The following is a 20,680-nucleotide window of genomic DNA, read 5'->3' as shown; positions in this document are numbered from 1 at the left end:
AGAACCCATCAGTGTTAATAAACCAGTTTGACATTTGATCCTCCGCCGCAGTTGAGATCGATTAAGTTCACATCCACCAAGCCGATATTGATGCCCAGCAGGTTGTTGAGCAGGCCCGCCAGGGTGCTGCCCAGGCTATTCAGGATCGGCGTCAGCAGGCTTTGCACCAGGCCGAGCAGGGTCAGCAGCACATTGCTGACCGTATTGCCGCCGCTGGTCTGGTTGCCGCTTAATTGATTGGCCAGCGTGCATTGGTTGTAGTTGCCGCTCAACAGGCAGCCGACATTGCCGAGCAGATTGCCCAACAGGTTGACCACGCTGGTCAGCAGGCCGCTGACCAGATTGCCGACGCTGTTGAGCAGGCTGATCACGCCGGCGCCCAGGGAGTTGGTCAGCAACTGATTGACGCTGGCGCCCAGACTATTGACAAACGTGGTGAGCGACGTCAGGGAGGTGTCCAGCGTCTGTACCGCCGTATTGAGGATATTGCCGGTCGCGCTCAGCAGATTCTGCGCCAGCGTGATGTTGGTGATGCCGCCTTGCCCCTGATTGAGCAACTGGCCCAGCACGGTCGCCACCACGGCCTGCAGGATATTGCTGACGGTGGTGCCGAGTTGCAGGTTGTTGTTGCCGACGGTTGCCGTTTGTCCTTTGCTGAGCGTCACGCTGCCGGTGTTGTTCAGACCGGTGATGGCGAAGCTGGTGGTCACCTTTGCCGCGCCGTTCAGGAGATTGACCAGCGTCGCGGGCGTCAGGGCGCTGTCGCAAGCGCCCTGCGTCGAAAAGATCGAACCGGCATTGACGGTGCCCACGCAGACCTTGAGTATCGGCGCCGATACCGCGATGGTGGCGGTGTCGTTGCCATTGCTGTCCTTGGCGGTGCACATGTTGGTGATCGTGCCCTGGCCATTGACGACATCGATGACCATGGGCAGATCGACGTTGAGCAATCCCGCCGTCAGCCCGTTGGCCGTCACCTTGCTATATAGCCGGACCTGCGAGGTATAGGCCGTCGTGCCGACGCCGCCGATGCCGATCGACGGCGGTTCGACGATGCCGACCTGCAACTGGGTTTGGAGGATGCCCGGGACGTTGATAGTGAGCGGCAGCGCGGCAAAGTTGTGACTGTTGGCTACGCCGATGGCGGTGCTCAGCAATTGCAGCGCATTGATGTCGAGCTGCAGCGCGGCTTCGCCGTTGGCCGCATCCGCAAGCACGAACAGGCCGCCGCGGCCGGTGCTGTCGGAGATGATCTTGACCAGCTGGCCGCCCGCGGCCTGCAGGCCGAGCGCGCTCAGCAGGTTCTGCTGGCCGAGGACGATCGACATCGCACCCAGCAAGGCTTCCAGGGTACAACTGCCGTTGCTGCAGCCGGCGGTGTTGAGCAGCACCGCCTGCTTGATCGTGGCGACATCGGCCGTCAGCGGAATCTGAAAGCCGAGCGCGTTGAGCAGGCCGCTGGGCGTCACCGACACATTGGCCAGGCCGTTGTAGGAGACCAGCCCGGTGCCGTTGATGTTCACGCCCAGAGCGCTGAGCAGACCCGGCACCACGCCATTATTAATTTGTATTAACTGGGAGCCGACGGAAAAGACCGCGATCGGCGCCGATGCCGTGGCGATTGCCGTCGCGCTGATCTGCTGTGCGCCCCAGGGACCGAAGAAGTTGCGGACTGAACGCCGCAGCAGCACGCTGACCGCGGTCGGCTGCGGTTGTCCCGAGGGGGCAATGCCTCCAGGATACGCCAGATAGTTCGGCGAGGCGGGGATGGCAACCGGGTCCCAGTTGCCGCAAGTGACGGTCAGCGTTCCGGTAAAGCCCTGGGCAACCTGTGCATTGGCGCTGGCGACCTGGAATACCGTAGCGCATCGGTCATTCGTCAAGGCGTTCGATCTGGGCAGTTGCTGCGCACCGGCAATGGCGGCGAGATCCGCGATTTTTTGCAGGTCGCGTTTCTGGAAGAACAGGTAGCCGATATCGATCGAGGCCAGCAGGATGACCATGACCGAAATGAAAATTGCCGTCATCACGACAATCGAGCCGTGCTGGCGATGACGTGCCGCCACCGTGCATTGCCGCACCGGCATGCCGGGAGCTGATGAACGCGAGGGCGCGGGTGTGGTCATGGCGATCTCACTGGCCGCCGCCGATTTTCTGGATCTTGTTGCCGTAGGACTCAGGGATCGGGTATTTGTAGCTGTTCAGATAGCGTTGCCAGCTAAGTTCCGCCGTCGGCCCCAGCGTCGGCAGGGTGGGGGCCGCCTGGCTGCCATCCGCCTGCATTTGCAGCATGGCGCTAGTGGCGTCGCCTATCTGCGCCGGCGGTTTTTGGCTCGCAGGCATGTCTGCCGCCGGCGGTTTATTGTTGAGCGCTTCAGGTTCCCGCGATTGCGCGATTGCCGCCGACATGATGCCGGACGAGAGCGCGATCAATCCCCAGAATACGAATCTGCCTGTACGGCCTGGCCTGTTTGCTGACATGATGCCCCTCTCGGTGTGCAATGATTCAACGCATTACGCCCTGTCCATCCCGTCCGGTGTGCTCATCTTGCTGGTGCTGCCGTATTCACTCCGCTGTCTTCATTCCCGATCAATCGCCGCGGCGAAACCGCTCCAGCATCGACTGCATGAAGCCGACGCTGTTGTAGTCGGGCGCTGCCATGGTTCTCGTTACGGCTGCCGTGCTGATTGGCGTGATCGGCATGATTGCCGTCGTTGCGGTGACGGTTTCTGCCGTTGCGACCGCGACTGCTTTCGGCGGCGCTGTCTTGCCTTGCGCCGGCAGCGGAATCGGCTGTCCGCTGATTTCTCTGGCCTGGCGGAAGATTTCGGCGCGCGCATCAGGCGGGATCTCGGCCCGCTTCATCAAGCCATCGGCTTTGCCCGCCTCGTCCGTCAGCAGTAAAAACAAGGCCAGGTTGCTGAGGACCTTGCGATTGTCCGGGTCCAGTTCGGCTGCCTGCATCAGCGGCAGCCGCGCAGCGCGACGGTCGTCGCCATGCAGCAGGGCATAACCCAGGTCGCTCAGCACCGTCGCATTGACGGGGGAGAGTTGATTGGCTTTCCTGAAGTTCGCAGCGGCGGCAGCGTAGTCGCCGCGTTGCGCCGCCAGCAAGCCCAGGCCGTGCCAGGCGGCAGTCGCTTCCGGACCCGGCAGCAATTGCCGGTATTGCACTTCGGCGGCTGTCGTTTCGCCGGTCAGCCGCAGCGCATCGGCCCGCATGCGCTGCACTTCGGGCGAGCTGCCATAAGCGTTCTGATAGGCGTCGAGATGGGCCAGCGACGCGAAGTACAGGGAGCGCGCCTGCATTTTCCGGATCATCTCAAGATAGACCTGCTTGTTGTCCAGGCTGGGCTTTTCCTCTTCCGCCTGCTGCCGCTGCAAGGCCGCCTCGTTCTGTGCCGCGTAACCGCCGGCCGAGTTGCTCAACGAGGAACATGCGCCCAGCGCCGCCAGCAGCGGGATCAGGCATATGGCCGGAAACCGCCGGCGGATATTCTTTTCGGCCATGTCGATCATGATCATGTTCCCACCTGCGAGAGTGTGCGGATGATGGCAATGAAACCTGCGCCGCCGGTGATGATCAGCAGGCCCGGCAACAGGGTCAGCACCATGACGCCGGTCATCTTCACGGTGAGCTTGCCGATGCGTTCTTTCATCTCCATCTTGCGCTGCTCGCGAATCCTTTCGCTGAACTGCTGCAGCGGCTGCTGTACCGCGCCGCCGTAACGGTCCACCTGCACGATCAGGCGGCCGATGGAATTCATGTCCTCATTGTTGAACACGGTGGAAAAGCGTTTGAGCGATTGCTCGCGGGTGCGCCCGTTCAGGTATTGCTGCGCGGCGATCTGCAATTCCTTGCTCAGCACCGGCAGGGCGTGCGCAAATTCGTTTTGCACCACATGCAGGCTTTGATCGATGGATAACCCGACGCCTTGCAGCAGGCGCAGCAGGTCGATCAACAGGGGCAATTCTTCCGCGGCTTTGCGACGCCGCTCTTTTGCCTTGGCCAGCATGCCCCATTTCGGCACCATGTAGCCGATCCCGAAACCGAAGAAGCCGATGATCAGCAAATGCAGCACATCCTCATCGGCGCGCACGATCCAGGCAATGATGGGAATGCCGGCGCCGAGCAGTACACGCGTGGCGAAGAACAAGGCCTTGCCGCGGATGTCGTTGACGCCGCACTGGTCCAGCAATTGCCGGTCTTCTTCTGCGACCAGTTGCCGGCCCAGCGGCGTGTCGACCCATTGCGCGGCATAGTTCGCCAGATGATCCAGCCAGCGCTGCCTGGACGGGACGACCGGCGGCTGTTCCGGCTCCGGTTGCTGCTGCCGGGTGTCGATGCGCCGGTTCAAGACTTTTTCGCTGCGCCGCAATTGCCAGTCGCGCAGCAAGAGGGCGCCGGCGATCAGCAAGGCTGCCGCTGCCAGCAGCAGTATGGAGATGACGATCAGGTGTTCCTGTTCCATGGTTCCCTCACACTGATTTGGCCAGCCGGTATAACCAGTAGGCGCCGACGAATTCCATGACGGCGGCGCCGAACAGCAGTTGTTTGCCGACGCTGTCGTCCCACATCAACATGAACATGTCGTTGTTGAACATGATCATGAAGGCGCCCAGGCCTATCGGCATCAATGCCAGCACCCAGGCCGATAACCTGATCTCTGCAGACAGCGCCAGCAATTCGCTTTGCGCCTGCTCGCGATCGCGCATGAAGGAGGCCATGCGATCGAGCACCGTGTCGGCGCGGCCGCCGAAGCGCAGCGCCACGCCGATGACGGCGGCCACCAGGTTCAGTTCGGTCAGGCGAAATGTGCGGGCCTCCTGCGCCAAAGCATGTTCGAGGCTGCGGCCGGCCTGTATCAGCAGATTGGCCCGATTCAGCGGCTCTTTGAGCGGCGCATCGATGGTCAGCAGCGCCGCCTGGAACGACGATTCCAGGCTATTGCCTATCGTCGTCAGGCGCACCATCGTGTCGAGAAAGGCCGGCAACTGATGCACCATCTTCTGATGGCGCCTGGTGGTTTTCAGCCAGAAACGGAAATACGCCAGCACCACGTACATCAGCACGACGCAGATGGTTGACAGCACGCCGCCGAAAACCGCCGCCAGTATCGCCATCGCCAGGCCCGGCAACAGCAGCCCGGCATAAAGCGCGATTCCCGGCACGACGCCCGCGCGCAGCCAGAAATGGCGCCACAGGCGGGGACCGGGTTGCGCCGGCAGGAACAGCGGCTGATCGATGCCGTCAGTTTCGGCGTCGAACGTGGGCGCCATGCTGCGGATCTGCTGATTGACGAAGTCCGACGTGGCGCTTTGATGCAGCCGGGACTTGGCGTTTTGCCACAGCAGGATGCCCAATGCCAGCAACAGCACTGCAACCGCCATCAGCCATAATGCGGGGGCCGTCATCAGTTTCTCCGTGGCGGGGCGCCGTCGCCCGCGTTTTGCATCAGGCGCCGTTTTTGCAACTTCGGCGAATGCGGTTGTATGCCCAGCGACACCCAGCGATCCTTTTCCTCGCCATCGGGCGTGTTGTAGCTTTCGTGGCGATACAGCTCCTGGGTGGTGATGATGTTGTCGCCGACGCCGGTGACTTCTGTGATCGACATGATGCGGCGCCGGCCGTTGGACAGGCGTGCAATCTGCACGATGAAGTCGAGCGCGCCGGCGATCTGCCGCCGCAGGCTCGACTCGCTGCCCTGGAAGCCGGCGAAGCCGGCCAGCATTTCGATCCTGTGCAGGCATTCGCGCGGCGTGTTGGCATGGATGGTCGCCATCGATCCGTCGTGGCCGGTATTCATGGCTTGCAGCATTTCCAGCACTTCGGCGCCGCGCACCTCCCCCACGATGATGCGGTCGGGACGCATGCGCAGGCTGTTGCGGATCAGGTCGCGGATGGTCACCGCCCCCGAGCCTTCGAAGCTGCCGATGCGCGACTCCAGTCGCACCACATGCGGGTGGTTCAACGACAGTTCGGCAGTGTCTTCGATGGTCACCACGCGCTCGTTGTTGGGGATGAAGAAGGCCAGCGCATTGAGCAGGGAAGTCTTGCCGGAACTGGTGCCGCCGGAGATCAGGATATTGCAGCGCGCCTTGACCGCCTGCTCAAGCAGGTTGAACAGCTGATCGTTGAGCGTGCCGAGTTCTTGCAGATCGGCCGGCTTCAGCGGGTCTTTGCGGAACTTGCGGATCGACACCATCGGGCCGTCCACCGCCAGCGGTTCGATCACGACGTTGAGGCGACCGCCGTCGGGCAGGCGCGCGTCGACCATGGGATTGGATTCGTCCAGGCGGCGGCCGAGCGGCGCCAGAATCCGGCGCACGATGCGCAGCAGGTGGTTGTTGTCGGTGAAACGCAGGGTTTCCCGCTCCAGCACGCCGTGGCGCGACACGAACACATCGTTGTAGCCGTTGATCAGGATGTCCTCGACGGCGGCATCGCCCAGCAGGTCTTCCAGCGGCCCCAGCCCGGCCAGCTCCTTGGTCAGCGAATCGGCGATCAGGCGCACCTCGTTTTCATTGAGCGGTATATGCCGCAGCCGCACAAAGCCATCGACGTCCAGATTGACGAACTGCTGGATCGCGGTGCGCGACCAGCGGCCGAATTCCGCGCCCAGCTCTTCGATGCGGGTAAGAAGGTTGTCGTAGGCAGCGGTCTTGATGTCCTGAAACCGCTGGGTGTTGACGAAGGATTCATTGTCGTCGGCCAGATCAATATGTTCGTTCATCGCGCTTTTTCCTTATCTGCATCCATGACGTTTTTTATCGAAACAGGACACCGGACAGCCAGCGGGAAATCGTCCCCGCGCCATTTATTTTCACTACTGCGCCCAAGGTTTTTTCGACCAGCGTCTCGAGCGCATGGAGATAGGAATCGCTGCCGACGATTTCATGCAGCAGCTTGCCCTGATTGGCGCTGCTCATCAGCGATGCGGTGCGATCCGGTATCGCCGCTGCCAGGTTCAGCTGGAAGCGTTCGGCGATCTGCTCGGCGCTCATGCCGTATTGTTTGTTGTAGCGATTGACGATCAGCTGCCGCGGCGGAGCCGCCGTTGCGTGTGCATGCAGGTCGAGTTCGGCAATCAGCGCCGCCAGCGACACCAGTGAGCCGGCGCTCTGGTCGGTCAGCAGCCATGTCTGGTCGGCCGTGGCGGCCATTTTGCAAGCCAGCGCAGGATCGGAAAAACCGCCCAGGTCCATCACCAGCACGTCGAAGTACGAGCGCAGCAGCGCCAGCACCGCCACGATATCGGCGGCGGCCAGGCCGTTGATGTCGTGCGCGCTGCGCGGGATGGAAATGATCTTGATGCCGCTGTGGCTGCGCGTCAGGGCCGTCTGGATCAGCGTCTGGTCCAGGCGATGCCGGCTGCGCACGACGTCGGCGAAATGAAAACTGCCGGAGGCATTCAGATACAGCTGGCCGTCGCCGGCCGGCAAGCCAAGATCGAGCAAGGCGACCCGGAATTCGGCCTGGCCGGCGATGTGGCGCTGCTGCAGAAGGTCGGCCAGATGCACCGCCATGGTGGTGGTGCCGATGCCGGCGCGCGCACCGAGCAAGGCGATCAGGACGCCTTGCTGAGAATCCTGTGCAGAGGAGGGCGATGATGCGCCCGATGCAATCAGCTTGCGCACGACGTCGCGCGCTTCGACCGCCGCCGCCGACATGTCGATGAAGTAATTGACGCCGGCGCGCAGCGCTGCCACCGCGCCTTCCGGGTAATTCATCGTGCCTACTGCGATCAGCAGGCAATGCGGCATCTCCCTTTTCAGCGTCTGCGCCAGTGCGACCATATCGGCCGCGCAATTGGCGATGCTGCTGCCGCAATTTCCCGAGAAGTCCAGAAAGACCAGGCGTGGCCTGGATTCCCCGATCTGGGCGGCGAGCAGGGGCAGCGTCACCAATTCCTGTTGCCGGACTTGCCACTCGTTCAATGCTTGCGCCAGCCAGCGCGCATGCACTGCGTTTGACGAGCAGAAGACAAACCGGTTGGCGTCAGCGATGGTGGTGGCGCCGTGATCAGTTTTATCCATAAGAGAATTCAAGAATGATCTCCACGGTTATTTTGAAAAACCGGGCAAATCGTCGCCGCCCGCATTGCCCAGCAAGTAGGCGCTCCACGCATTGGCCGGCGTATCGAGATTTTCCTTGTCGGCGCCCGGCATGGCCAATTTGACGCCTTTGGCGATCGGATTGACCAGCCTGGGCGTGACCACGATGACCAGTTCCTTTTCATCCCGCGAATAACTCATGCTGCGGAAAAACGTGCCGATGATCGGCAAGTCGCCGAGGAAAGGCACCTTGCTGACGCTGGATTTGGTGGTGCGCGATACCAGGCCGCCGATGACGAAGCTCTCGCCGTCGCCCAGTTCGATGGTGGTTTCGGTGCGGCGCGTGGTGATGGCCGGAATCGAAACGCCACTGCTCACCAGCGCATTGGCGTAATCGATGTCGCTGGCTTCCGGCGCCACCTTCAGCGCGATGCGATTGGGCGCGAGTACGGTTGGCGTCACGGTGAGGCCGATGCCGAACGGCTTGTAGACGATGGTCGTGGTGCCCAGGCCGCCTGACTGGGGAATCGGCAGTTCGCCGCCCGCCAGGAAGCTGGCGGTCTGGCCCGACAAGGCCGTCAGCGTGGGTTGGGCCAGCACGCGGGCCAGGCCGTTGTTCTCGATCAGTTCCAGCGACGTTTGCAGATTGAAGCTGCCGCGCTTGAGGCCGGTCACCAGGTTGAACGCAGAACTGGCCGGCGTCGCCAGCGGCACGCTGGCCGACAGGTTGTTGCTCAGCTCGAAGGTGAAGTTGCCGCGCGCCAGATTGAACAGGAAGCCGAAACCGGCTTCTTTGAGCGCCGTTTTGCTGAATTCGACGATTTTCACATCAATCTGCACCACGCCACCGGTGGCGATGGCGGCGGTGTCTATGACTTTGTCCTTGCCCACGGCGTTGGCGGCAACCGCACCGCTGTAAGCGTGTTCCAGCAGCGAGGGCGACTGGCCGCGCAGCAAGGCGCTATCGTCATTGATCTGCAGTTCGGCGCCGCCCGGGGCCGGCGGCTGCTGGCGCTGCAACTGGCTCTGTACCGTGACTTGCCAGACGCGGCTGCCGCCGTTGCGCTGCCATGCGGTGACAGTCGTCGTGCCGGCTTTCTTGCCGACCACCAGCACGCTGCCCTGGCGTTTTGCGGAGCCGCGCAGAACCACGATATCGGCCACGTCCGGATTGGCGACGGCGATGCGCTCCAGGCCGCCGGGGATGGCCAGCTCGCGTTGCTCATGTACGCCGATATGTACACTGGCATCGTCCGCCATGACTGAGATTGTCGGCAGCAGGCTTGTTGCAACCACGAGAGCCTTGCATATATTCATGTTCATCCCCATGTCGGTCCGGCACAAATTCCAGGTTCAGGCTGCGGCGCAATCAGAAATTAACGTTCTCCCGATGTGTTCCCTTGATGACTTCCAGTGTTCCGGCCGCATGCCTGTTCTCTCCGGCGGCGCCTTTGCGAGGCGGGGGAGAGACGGCGTTCCCTTTGTCCTTGCCGCCGCTCCAGCTGGACAGGTCGATGCCGGCAAATGCCTGGTTGTCGGCCGTCTTCAGGGCGTCTTTTTGGCTGCCGCTCAGTTCGGGCTTGTTGCCCAGTACCTTTTTCGGCGCCGCAAACAAGTCGCCATCGGCCACGCCGGCGTCGTCGGGATGGCGCAGCGCCAGGCTCAGCTTGCCGTTCTGCATGGCCAGCAGCAACGGATTGACCTGATCGACCGGGGTTGCCAGCACGGCCGTGCGTGCCTGGTTCTGGGATGGATTTCTGGGCAGGGAGTCGCCCGGGGCTTCGCCGATCACGTTGGCGCCGTAGGCCAGCACCAGGCGTCGAGAGGCCAGCAGCCGCGCCTGGCTTTTGTCGACATCGGTACCTTGTTTCAGCGTGAAAAATACGTCCACATAATCGCCTGCCTCGATCTTGTTGCCGGCCGCGGCGACTTCATCGATGGGAATTGCCACCGCACGTTCCCCGGCCTCCAGCTTGAGCGCCAGTCCGTGCACGAGATTGCTGTCCGTGATGAGCGTTTCGGCGGCAATATCGGTCGCCGGAATTTTGCCGATGACGCTGCGGATGTCCCGATATGTTCCGGTAATGACGGTCGGCAAATTGAGCAGCTTGACGTTGTCGGCGGTGATCGGTACGCCTTTTTCCAGTTTCCTGGCGGCCACCACGTTGGCATAGACGGCGCTATTGGCCATTGGAGCGTTCGCCGGAACGATCACGGCCGGCTCCCTGCGCCCCATCCACCAGGCCAGCGCTGCCAGACTCGCCGCCAGCAGCAGCAGTATCACCGCCGCTATTTTGGTTAGTTTGCTCATGCGAACATCGCTCCCGTGAAAGTCACGGCGGTATCCGTCAGTTGATCTGGACCACTGCCGAACTGCTTAACTGGTTGGGCACCAGCACGCCTATCAATGAGCCGAGCACCAAGGGAACCAGCGGATTCTGCTGGTAGTTGGGATAAGTGACGGTCACCTGGTAGCATGTGCCGCCGTTGGCGTTGTACGGGCAAGCGGCGAGCAGGGCGCCGGTGAAGGTGATGCGGTTGCCAAGCCACGATGCGACGCTGCCGGGGCCGATTGCCGCGCTTTGCGCATTGGATGTGCGCACGCTTGTGGTGGCGGCATAACGCATGGCGGCGCGGGCTCCCTCGCTTGCCGCCAGCGTGATGGATTGCTGGGCGACCAGAATCAGGCCGTAAGTGATGATGCTGTAAAAGATGATAAAAAAAACCGGAAATACCAGTACGAACTCCAGTGCGGCAACGCCGCGCTGCCGATAGGCGGCAGACTTGGCAGCGCGGCTGCGCCGGTTTTTTCTGAGCGGCCGCAGCAGGCCGGACCACTTCCGGCGTAATGCCATGCGGAAAATGGTCCACAGATACTGCGACGCCAGCACGGTCAGGCAACAGCATGTCCATATTCTTGCCATGGCTATCTCCTTGATGCATGCATCCCGCTTCAGCCCTGTCTGTACAGCATCGTCAGGGCTGCCGCGATCGCCAGATAGGCTGCGTACGGAATTCCCTGCCGTCCTTGTCTTGCATGGCACATGCGCTGGTATAGCGCGTTATCGGTAATTTTTTCTATGGCCCACGCCATGCCTGGCAGCAAATACATCATTCCTTGCCGCGACAGGTAGATGGCGACTGCATGCACGCCGGCCAGCAAGCTGCCGATCAGCCAAAGCGGGATCAGGTACTGCGGCCCCAGCAACAGTCCCAGCAAGGCGAAGAACTTGGCATCGCCGGCCCCCATGGCGCGCAGGGCATACAAAGGGATGAACAAGGCCAGGCCGACTGCTCCGCCTATGAGCGATTGCCATCCGTCAATGCCGCCGATGCCATGTCCGGTCACTGCCAGCCACGTCAAGTGCAGCACTAGAAAGAACAACAGAAGCCTGTTCGGCACCCGCCTGAACAGCAGGTCGTACACCAGCACGCCGATGTACAGAGGGAGCAACAGGATCGTCATGGGCAAAATCCCCGCATCAGGAACGGGGATGCGATATGCGGATGTAACCGCATGTGCCGCACGCGCATTCCTGATCTCCCATTGCACATTGGCTCAGACCGCCGCAGTGAGCGCGGTGACAATCAGGCCGAAGATACGAATCAGTTGCGTGCGAGCGCTTTGTAGGGAGCCAATGATGGCTACGACGATCAGGCCGGCGATCAGGCCGTATTCAATGGCGGTTGCGCCTTCTTCGTCGTGCAGGAATTGCATGATTTGGTTTTTCATATTCATCTCCAGGATCGTGTAAAAGTCGGTTTTCTACGTCCGCATTTCGGCAGCCATGCATTTCCCGGCCACGCCGGATCACCGGCCGCCCTCTATTGCGATCACGTTCGTCAGCGCCATTTCATCGCATGCTCCTCTCTTCGGAATAACCCGCGTCCCCGGTGCTGGCGGGCAATTGGAAAGACTGGCGCGCCGTTGCACATTGGCTCAGACCGCTGCGGTGAGTGCGGTGACAATCAGGCCGAAGATACGAACCAGTTCTGTGCGGGCGCTTTGCAGGGAGCCAATGATGGCCACCACGATCAGGCCGGCGATCAGGCCGTATTCAATGGCGGTTGCACCTTCTTCGTCTTGCAGGAATTGGATCAGTTGGTTTTTCATGTTCATCTCCTGAATCGGGATAAAAGTTCGTTCGCTATATCGAATTTCGGCAGTCATGCATTTCCTGGCCACGCCGGATCACAGGCCGCCCTCTATTGCGATCACGTTCGTCGATACCATTTCATCGCATGCCCCTCTCTCCGAAACAGGCCGAATCGCCAGTGTTGAGCGGTACTCGGCAAGACCCTTCTTCGATTGTTCGGAGATGCCAGTCGTCGAAGGTGTTTTCTTAATCGAATTGATAGGTGTAAGACATATTCAGACGCAAAGGCCGGTCGCTGGAATTGATCGGTTTCTGGCCGACGGGCTGGGCGAGCGACAGGTCGAGCGCATAGTGGCGCTGGTCCGAAAAACGTACGCCGGTACCGACAGAGGCGATCTTGTTGTGCGCCAGATCGCCCGAGTTGACATAAGCCCGTGAAGAATCCGTCATCACATAGGGTTGAATCTGTTTCAGGTAAGCCGCATCGAAAGGAATCGCATGATTCAGTTCCAGCGACAGACCCCAGCCCTGGTCACCGGCGATCTCGCCGGCCGGATAGGCCAGCCCGAACAGCTTGGAGCCGAAACTGATTTGCTCCGATAACGGCAAGACGCTGCCGCTCAACTGCCCGCTGCCGCTGAACGTGGCGCCGAATCCGGCCGGCAACTGATAGGTTTGCGTAAACAGCGTTTTAAGCCGCGTGAAATTGAGATCGACATTGCTGTTGGTCAGGCTCGCGCCCGCCGTATTCATGCCTTGATAGAGGCCAAGCGACAGTTGCGTGCTGCCTTTTTCAAGCAGCTTGGTCCAGGCCATTTCAAGGCTGAGCGCGCGGATGCTGGAGCGTACTTCGATCACCGGTACCGGCGCAGGCACGGAGCGGGTGTAACGCACGGTGTTCTCTGTCGCATAAGCCCCGCCGGCGAGCGTGAGGTTGGTGCGGTTGTCCAGGATCAGCGGATAACTCAGCGTGGCGCCGGCGCGCCGGGTTTTGTTCAGATAGGTCGCGTTGAACTGTTGCGCGACCAGGCTCTGGTTTTCCGGCTCGCCGCTGTAATCCGACAGATTGAGCTGGAACTGCAAGCCTTGCTTGCCGAGCGGCTGGGTGTAGGCAAGTCCGTAATACTCTTCGTTCAGAGGGCCGCGCGGCACCAGTGTGCTGACCGTAATTTGTTCGCCCAGCGGCGTCAGGCCGTTTTCGGTGGCGCTGATGATGCCGCGCAGACTTGAGGTCGCATTGTCCAGGCCGACCCCCACTGTCACCGCTTTGCGCTTGACGTTAAGCACCATTTCCGCCGCGCCGTCGGTGGCTGGCGGCGGTTTGACCGTGGCGTTGATGAGCATGCCGGGTTGCAGGCTCAGGATGCCGGTGATGCGCTCGAAAGTCGCATTGCTCAGCGGGCGATCGTTCTTGAGCTGCTCGGCAATTTCGCGCAGACGCCCTTCCGAAGCGCCCGGGTTGCCTTCGATATTGACTTCGCTGACATAACCTTCCACCACATTGACGACCACGATGTTGTTGTCGAAGGTCTGTGCCGGGATAAAGGCGAAAGACAGCGGATAGCCTTTGTCCTTATACATTTGGGTGACGTTATTGGCCGCTTGCAGCAACTCGGCCACGGTGACTTCCCGATTGGCCAGCCCGGAAAATTGCGCAGCGACGGCGTCGAAAGGCAGGGTCTTTACTCCTGCGATCTGAAAACGCGAAGGCACGATGCGACTGGCCAGCAAACGTTGCAGTGCCGGATCCTGGTCTTTCTTCTGAATATCGACGCCCATCGTTTGTGGCTGGGCGGATTCCACTTTGGGCAGGCTATCGAGCGGATTGCCTGCGCCGGGGCTGCGGACATCTGCCGCATTGGCGCCAGTAAAAGGCAGCGCCAGATACGACATATAGAGTGTGGTGATTAAGGCAATGCTATTGGTAGTTTTCTGCATAGCAACTTCCCTTTTGCTAGCATATAACGTTCTTTATTTTGTCCCCAAGTGCCATGCATCTGCGGTGTATTCGCAGAGAGCAACGTAATTATTAAATCAAATGGCAACTTAATAATTAGTTTAATTTTGACCAACGTCAAATATTTTTGTGAATATTCTGTTGCAAACACGCAAACGCATGTCGGGATAACGCTCGGCTAAGCGAGCGCACTCACGGTTTTTCCCCGTATTGACGACAGCGCGTAATTAATTGTTTTTTTCGAACAGCATGTCGATGGAATGGGGAGCGCTTCGTGATGAGAAGATCCTTGGGACGCCAAATTTCTTTTTCCAACGGTAATAACTTTGCTTTGAAACGCCGGCTTCCTGGCAGGCATCCTGAACAAGGTCGCCGGTGGCGACAAAGATTTCGATCTGTTGCAACTTGCTGAAAATTTCTTCCAATGTGTATTGTTTGAGCGACATATTGTTTCCCCTTGATGGATAGGAATGCGCGCCGTTTGTTGTTGGCATCAAAGTCGGCGCGCATGCTGTCGTGATTATTTTTTAGCCCCGAGCAAGTTGCCCAGCAGGTTGGTGACCGGGGCCAGGATGTTGTTGGTGTTGCCTGTGGCGCCGGCGCCGCTGGTCACGGGCGCGGTTGTGACGACCGGCGCCACCGCAACGGTAGTCGTGACGGTATTGCCGGAGAGGGCGCCGGTCAGTACGGTCAGCGTATTGGTGACGGGCGCCAGCAAATTGGTTGTGCCGGTGCCGCCGGGGACCGTACCGAGTCCGCCGCCGACCAGCGTGCCGATGGTATTGGTGACAGGCGACAACAGGCCTGTGCTGGTGCCGCCGGCGAGTCCGTTCAGGCCAAGGCCGTTGGTCAGGGCTACGACCGTATTGGTGACGGGGGCGAGCGGATTGCCTGTGCCGCCGCCGATTGTGCCCAGTCCGCCGCCGACCAGCGTGCCGAGCGTGATGGTGACCGGCGCAAGCAGTTTATCGGTGCCGCCAATGCCACCCAAGTTACCCAAGCCGCCGGTGAGAGACGCCAGCGTATTGGTCACGGGGGAAAGTAAATTGCCTGTGCCACCCGTGCCGGTGCCACCCAGATTGCCCAGGCCGCCAAGCAAGCCGCCGATAATATTGTTGTTTGGCGTTGTGCCGCCGACAGGTTGCAGCAAGATGCCGGCCGCGTCGACGGTATTGCCGGCCGAGGTGACGATGCCGCCCAGGTTATTCACGATTGGCACATCGCTGTTGGTCACTGTGCCGCCGAGATTACTCACCGTTCCGCCCAGATTCGTCAGCAAATTCTGCACGGGTTGGCCCAGGCCGGTTTTGGTCCCGACCGTTTGGGTGAGCGTGGTCACCTTGCTGGTAATCGGAACGATCACGTTGCTCAGTGTTTGCGTAATCTGTTCGACCGGGCCGGTCGTCAATAGCTGGGTCACCGGTGTTGCCAGACCCGATACCGTTTTACCGGTTTGAGTCACAAGGCCGCCCAGGGGCGCGGTCACCGGCGCCAGCGCGGACAATGGGCCGCTGCCCAGATTGGTCACCAGCTGTCCTGCGCCTTGTACGGTTTTGCCGGTCTGGTCAAGCACATTGCCGGTACTCGCCACGGTCACGCCGACCGGATTGTCAACGATGCCCATTTGCCCAAGACCGCTGCTGATGCCATTGCCGAGAGCGGAAACGATGCTGCCGGTATTGGCGACGACATTGGACAAATCGGTTTGCGTTTGCTGCGGCACGATCGGCAAATTGAGCGAGCCGACGGTTGTGCCGACCCCGGAGACGGCATTTCCTGTTGCGGTGACGATGTTGCCGACGCTGCCGGAGACGGTTCCGGTTGGGGTCACTGTCGGAGTGGTGCCGCCACCGCCATCACTTCCGCCGCCATCACTTCCACCGCCGCTGCCGCCATCACTGCCGCTGCCACTGCCACTGCCACTGCCCAAACTGGTGCCGGTGGAGCCGCTGCCGCTGGCGCAACCACTCAGCGCCAGCATGAAGGCAAGAGCCGCAGCGCCCCAAATGCGTTGATTTAAGATGTTCATGTTCACTCCCCTTTGTTCGAATTCAAACTCAGATGTGAAGACTCGGCATATCTAAAATGGCAAAGTGCGTGCCATGAGAAAATGACCGGCTCCTGATCTGCTTCAGTATTTTCGGGAGAGTGATTTTTTCTATTTAAATCAATGACTTACTATTTATTTTTGGTCGGATTAAAAATTTTTTGATGTGCATGGAAGATGTCGTTACGTGTTCTTTGTAACGTTACGTCGGGAACAAAATGTTTCGGATAAGGTGTGAGTTGCCGATGGTTTGTCCGAGCCGAAGGTAGTCCGGATTTGGCCGCACTGTACTCTGTTCCCGCTGTCGCGACTGTACATGCAGCCGCGCGGACGCCTGTCCTAGACTGATGAATCCTGGAATCAATCCGTTCGCACCGAGATCATGGCTAAACCGAGAATCGAGCAGTACAACCAACCCGCTGGCGGTTGGGGCGCGCTGAAGTATGTGGCGCTGAACCTGGTCAAGGAACACGTGGCCGACGGCAAGGGCATTCGCACCCTGTTGTCGCAGAACCAGCCTGACGGTTTCGACTGCCCCGGTTGCGCCTGGCCGGACCGCGAACACACGTCCACCTTCGAATTCTGCGAAAACGGCGTCAAGGCGGTGGCGGCCGAAGCCACCAAGAAGCGCGTCACCGCCGAGTTCTTCGAGCAGCACACCGTGGCCGAACTGATGCAACAGTCCGACTATGAGCTGGAAGAGCACGGCCGCCTGACCCATCCGATGGTGTACGACGCGGCCACCGACAAATACCGCAAGATCGACTGGCAGGGCGCGTTCGCGCTGATCGGCAAGCACCTCAACGCCTTGCCCGATCCGGACATGGCCGATTTCTACGTCTCCGGCCGCGCCAGCAACGAGGCGGCGTTCCTGTTCCAGCTGTTCGTGCGCCAGTACGGCACCAACAATTTCCCCGACTGTTCCAACATGTGCCACGAGCCGACCAGCGTCGGCCTGCCGGGCACGGTCGGCATTGGCAAGGGCACGGTGCTGCTGGACGACTTCGACCTGTGCGACACGCTGCTGCTGTTCGGCCAGAACCCGGCCACCAACCATCCGCGCATGATGGGCGAGCTGCGCCACGCGTCCAAGCGCGGCGCCACCATCGTCGCCATCAACCCCTTGAAGGAGCGCGGCCTGGAGCGCTTTGCCGACCCCCAAAGCAAGGTCGAGATGCTCACGCTGGGCAGCACCCGGATCAGTTCCATGTTCATCCATCCCAAACTGGGCGGCGACCTGGCGCTGATCAAGGGCGTCATCAAGCGCACCATCGAACTGGACGACGAAGCCCTGGCCGCCGGGGGCGAGCGCGTGCTGGACGTCAGGTTCATCGAAGAACATACCGCCGGCTTTGAAGCGTTTGCCGCCGACGTGCGGGCCGAAAGCTGGAGCGAGATCGTGGCAGAGTCCGGCGTCTCGCGCGAAGACATCGAGAAGCTGTCGCAGGTGTACGTCAAGGGCAAGGCCGTGATCGCCACCTGGGGCATGGGCCTGACCCAGCACAAGCATGCGGTGGGCGCGATCCAGCTGCTGTCGAACATGATGATGCTGCGCGGGAATATCGGCCGTCCCGGCGCCGGCCTGTGCCCGGTGCGCGGCCACTCCAACGTGCAGGGCGACCGCACCGTGGGCATCGACGAAAAGCCGACCGCGGCCTTCCTCGACCGTTTGGAACAGGTCTTTGAATTCAAGGCGCCGCGCCATCACGGCAACGATACCGTGGGTTCGGTCATGGCCATGCTGGAAGGCCGCACCAAGGTCTTCATCGGCCTGGGCGGCAACTTCGCCATGGCCACGCCCGACACCTACCGCACCTTCGAGGCGATGCGCTCATGCAACCTGACCGTGCACATCACCACCAAGCTCAACCGCAGCCACCTGGTGCATGGCAAGGATGCCCTGATCCTGCCGACCATGGGCCGCACCGAGATCGACGTGCAGAAGTCCGGCCCGCAAGGCGTGACGGTGGAAGACTCGATGAGCATGGTGCACGTCTCTTACGGCATCAACAAGCCGGCCTCGCCGGACCTGATGTCGGAGACCGCGATCGTGGCCCACATGGCCGAAGCCACCATGAAGTCGCGCCACAACGGCAAGAAGATCGACTGGCTGTGGTACGCCGAGGATTACTCGCGCATCCGCGACGCCATTGAAAAGGTGTATGACGCCTTCAAGGGCTACAACGAGCGCATCGCCCATCCGGGCGGTTTCCACCTGGGCGTGGCTTCGCGCGAGCGCGTCTGGAAGACCGATACCGGCCGCGCCAACTTCATCGTCCATGCGATCCCCAAGGACACGCCGATCCACCGCGCCCGCAAGATCCACGGCGACAAGCTGATGACGCTGATGACCACGCGTTCGCACGACCAGTACAACACCACCATCTACGGCATGGACGACCGCTACCGCGGCGTGTTCGGCCAGCGCCGGGTGGTGTTCATCCATCCCGAGGATTTGCAGATGCTGGGCCTGAAGAACGGCGAGTGGGTCGACATGGTGAGCGTGTGGGACGACGGCGTGGAACGCCGTGCCGATGGCTTCCTGCTGGTCGAGTACGATATCCCGCGCGGCTGCATCGGCAGCTACTACCCGGAAACCAACCCGCTGGTGCCGCTGGAAAGTTTTGCCGACCGCGCCCGCACGCCGACTTCCAAATCCATTCCGGTGCTGTTGTCGCGCTCGGTGCTGCAGCCGGCCGCGGCCTGATCGCCATGGACGCCGAAGATGCCTTGCCGCCGGAAGTGCTGGCCATCCTCGGCGAGCTGCAAGCCGACCATGAGCGCAACGGCGGCGTGCCGTTGTCGCTGGCGCGGCTGTCCAAGCGCACGCAGTTGCGCATGAGCACGCTGCGGCGTTTTCTCTCCGCGTTGGAAGAGGCGGGCGTGGTCCGGGTGGAGTTGAATGAAGACGGCACGGGGAGCGTGCAGTTGTTGCTGCCCGGCGCCTGATTGTCGGCGTGTCTTCGATACGGCGCGATGCGCCTACTCAGTCCGAACGGCTATTCTTATCTTCAGTACGACATCCACCGTTCGGACTGAGTAGGCGCGCCAGCGCCGTATCGAAGGCGTTCCGTGTTTCTCAGGCGGCCAGTTCCTCCACCAGTTTCCCCACCAGCTTCAAGGCCTGCTCGATCTCGCGCGACCACGGATAGCTGTAGTTGAGCCGGATGAAATGGCTGTAGCGGTTGGTCGCCGCGAAGATGCGTCCCGGCGCCACCGTGATCCCCAGCGTCAGGCAGCGCCGGTACAGTTCCATCGCATCCACCCCCGCCGGCAATTCCACCCATAGCACATAGCCGCCTTCCGGTTCCGACACTTGCGTGCCGTCGGGGAAGAAGCGCAGCACGAAATGGCGCATCAGGTCGCGCTGCTGGGCGAAGGCGCGGCGCACCCGGCGCAGGTGGCGCTCGTAGCCACCCTGGGTCAGGTATTGCGCGATGGCCCGTTGCGGGACGGTGGGCGTGGTCAGCGTGTTGAGGAACTTGAGTTTTTCCACCTGCTCGCGATAGCGACCGGGCATGGCCCAGCCGATACGGTAAGCCGAGGTCAGGCTTTTGGAAAACGAGGAACAGTGCAGCACCAGGCCTGCGCGGTCGTAGTTCTTCAGCGAAGAGGGGTGGGCATTGCCGTAGTACAGCTCGCTGTAGACGGCGTTTTCGATCAGCGGCATCTGGCGCCGTTCGGCCAGCCGCACCAGTCTTTCCTTCTCGCCGTCGGGCATCAGGAAGCCCAGCGGGTTCTGGAAGTTGGGCATCACCATGCAGGCCGCCACCGGCTGCGTTCTCATGATGTGCTCCAGCGCATCGACATCGATGCCGCGCCGGGGATCGGTCGGGATCTCCAGGGCCCGCATGCCCAGGCGTTCGATCGCGTGCAGCATGGCGTAGAAGGTCGGCGTCTCCACCGCGACGGTGTCGCCAGGACGCGCCACTGCCTGCAGGCACAGATTGATGGCTTCGGTGGCGCCGACCGTCACCACGATTTCCTCGGGATCGACCTTCAGGCCGTTTTCCAGGTAGCGCCGCGCGATCTGCCGCAGCAGGTCGGGGTGGCCCGGCGGCAGGTCGTCGAACACGCTGGAGTGGCTGGCGCTGCGCGTGATCCTGCCGGCGTACTGGGCCACCCGTTGCGAGGGAAACAGCGCCGGATTGGGGTAGGGCGAACCCAGCGGTACGGTGCCGTCTTGCTGGATGGTCTTCAGGGTGGCCAGCACCAGCCGGCTGACGTCGACCTCGGTGGACTGCTGGTAGGCCGGATTGTCCTGGCGCGCGCTGCGCCTGGCGGCCGGCTTGTCGCCCGCCGGCGCCTGCTCGCGCACGAAGTAGCCGGATTGCGGATGGCTTTCGATGATGCCGCGGCTTTCCAGCAATTCGTAGGCGCGCACCACGGTGGTCACGCTGACCTTGTGCTGCTGGCTGGCGATGCGCACCGAGGCGATGCGCTCGCCCGGGCGCAGCACGCCGTCGTGGATGGAAACCGCCAACTGGTCGGCGAATTGCTGGTACAGGGGGATGGCGGCCATG

General features: G+C 61.3%; 19 protein-coding genes. 2 read left to right on the top strand and 17 right to left on the bottom strand.

Translation table 11 applies throughout. The features are described from left to right. Window positions 1–14: 14 nt before the first annotated feature. From AC07N6_RS19230 to AC07N6_RS19155, 16 genes are all read right to left on the bottom strand, one after another. Window positions 15–2,126, bottom strand: coding sequence for a pilus assembly protein TadG-related protein (locus tag AC07N6_RS19230; RefSeq protein ID WP_494783106.1), 2,112 nt, complete (start codon window positions 2,124–2,126; stop codon window positions 15–17). A 7-nt stretch (window positions 2,127–2,133) separates the two neighbouring features. Then, complete coding sequence (locus AC07N6_RS19225; RefSeq protein WP_494786272.1) at window positions 2,134–2,481, bottom strand: DUF3613 domain-containing protein; 348 nt, start codon at window positions 2,479–2,481, stop codon at window positions 2,134–2,136. A 109-nt stretch (window positions 2,482–2,590) separates the two neighbouring features. Beyond that, window positions 2,591–3,385: a pilus assembly protein gene (locus AC07N6_RS19220; protein ID WP_494783104.1), complete on the bottom strand. Its 795-nt coding sequence runs from the start codon at window positions 3,383–3,385 to the stop codon at window positions 2,591–2,593. A 137-nt stretch (window positions 3,386–3,522) separates the two neighbouring features. Then, window positions 3,523–4,473, bottom strand: a complete 951-nt coding sequence (locus AC07N6_RS19215) for a type II secretion system F family protein (RefSeq protein ID WP_494783103.1) — start codon at window positions 4,471–4,473, stop codon at window positions 3,523–3,525. Window positions 4,474–4,480: 7 nt separating this feature from the next. Further along, complete coding sequence (locus tag AC07N6_RS19210; protein WP_494783102.1) at window positions 4,481–5,416, bottom strand: type II secretion system F family protein; 936 nt, start codon at window positions 5,414–5,416, stop codon at window positions 4,481–4,483. Further along, on the bottom strand, window positions 5,416–6,735 hold the full coding sequence (locus AC07N6_RS19205; RefSeq protein ID WP_494783101.1) for a TadA family conjugal transfer-associated ATPase: 1,320 nt from the start codon (window positions 6,733–6,735) through the stop codon (window positions 5,416–5,418). The genes AC07N6_RS19210 and AC07N6_RS19205 overlap by 1 nt, the downstream gene beginning before the upstream one ends. A 34-nt stretch (window positions 6,736–6,769) precedes the next feature. Continuing rightward, window positions 6,770–8,038 (bottom strand): P-loop NTPase family protein, encoded by a 1,269-nt coding sequence (locus tag AC07N6_RS19200; protein WP_494783100.1) that lies wholly within the window; start codon window positions 8,036–8,038, stop codon window positions 6,770–6,772. A 27-nt stretch (window positions 8,039–8,065) separates the two neighbouring features. After that, entirely contained in the window at window positions 8,066–9,316 is a 1,251-nt protein-coding gene (locus AC07N6_RS19195) for a type II and III secretion system protein family protein (protein WP_494783099.1), read from the bottom strand. A gap of 109 nt (window positions 9,317–9,425) precedes the next feature. After that, complete coding sequence (cpaB, locus tag AC07N6_RS19190; protein ID WP_494786271.1) at window positions 9,426–10,340, bottom strand: Flp pilus assembly protein CpaB; 915 nt, start codon at window positions 10,338–10,340, stop codon at window positions 9,426–9,428. Between the two features lie 64 nt (window positions 10,341–10,404). Next, window positions 10,405–10,947, bottom strand: a complete 543-nt coding sequence (locus AC07N6_RS19185; protein WP_494783097.1) for a TadE/TadG family type IV pilus assembly protein — start codon at window positions 10,945–10,947, stop codon at window positions 10,405–10,407. Between the two features lie 62 nt (window positions 10,948–11,009). Then, complete coding sequence (locus tag AC07N6_RS19180; RefSeq protein ID WP_494783096.1) at window positions 11,010–11,522, bottom strand: A24 family peptidase; 513 nt, start codon at window positions 11,520–11,522, stop codon at window positions 11,010–11,012. 93 nt (window positions 11,523–11,615) lie between these two features. Next, on the bottom strand, window positions 11,616–11,789 hold the full coding sequence (locus tag AC07N6_RS19175) for a Flp family type IVb pilin (RefSeq protein WP_082221389.1): 174 nt from the start codon (window positions 11,787–11,789) through the stop codon (window positions 11,616–11,618). A gap of 207 nt (window positions 11,790–11,996) precedes the next feature. After that, window positions 11,997–12,170, bottom strand: coding sequence for a Flp family type IVb pilin (locus AC07N6_RS19170; protein WP_494783095.1), 174 nt, complete (start codon window positions 12,168–12,170; stop codon window positions 11,997–11,999). Between the two features lie 229 nt (window positions 12,171–12,399). Next, window positions 12,400–14,091, bottom strand: a complete 1,692-nt coding sequence (locus AC07N6_RS19165) for a ShlB/FhaC/HecB family hemolysin secretion/activation protein (RefSeq protein WP_494783094.1) — start codon at window positions 14,089–14,091, stop codon at window positions 12,400–12,402. Window positions 14,092–14,337: 246 nt separating this feature from the next. After that, window positions 14,338–14,556, bottom strand: a complete 219-nt coding sequence (locus AC07N6_RS19160; RefSeq protein WP_494783093.1) for a transposase — start codon at window positions 14,554–14,556, stop codon at window positions 14,338–14,340. 74 nt (window positions 14,557–14,630) lie between these two features. Beyond that, entirely contained in the window at window positions 14,631–16,139 is a 1,509-nt protein-coding gene (locus AC07N6_RS19155; protein WP_494783092.1) for a collagen-like triple helix repeat-containing protein, read from the bottom strand. 400 nt (window positions 16,140–16,539) lie between these two features. On the opposite strand from AC07N6_RS19155, the gene AC07N6_RS19150 reads away from it, so the two are divergent. After that, window positions 16,540–18,864, top strand: a complete 2,325-nt coding sequence (locus AC07N6_RS19150) for an FdhF/YdeP family oxidoreductase (RefSeq protein ID WP_494783091.1) — start codon at window positions 16,540–16,542, stop codon at window positions 18,862–18,864. Between the two features lie 5 nt (window positions 18,865–18,869). Further along, complete coding sequence (locus tag AC07N6_RS19145) at window positions 18,870–19,106, top strand: helix-turn-helix domain-containing protein (protein ID WP_494783090.1); 237 nt, start codon at window positions 18,870–18,872, stop codon at window positions 19,104–19,106. Window positions 19,107–19,236: 130 nt separating this feature from the next. Here the strand turns inward: AC07N6_RS19145 and AC07N6_RS19140 are convergent, their stop codons facing one another. Then, on the bottom strand, window positions 19,237–20,679 hold the full coding sequence (locus tag AC07N6_RS19140; protein ID WP_494783089.1) for an aminotransferase-like domain-containing protein: 1,443 nt from the start codon (window positions 20,677–20,679) through the stop codon (window positions 19,237–19,239). Window position 20,680: the final 1 nt, after the last annotated feature.

This window comes from Herbaspirillum sp. GW821-FHT09A12 (assembly GCF_059418325.1).
This window is presented reverse-complemented; position numbering and strand designations above follow the sequence as displayed.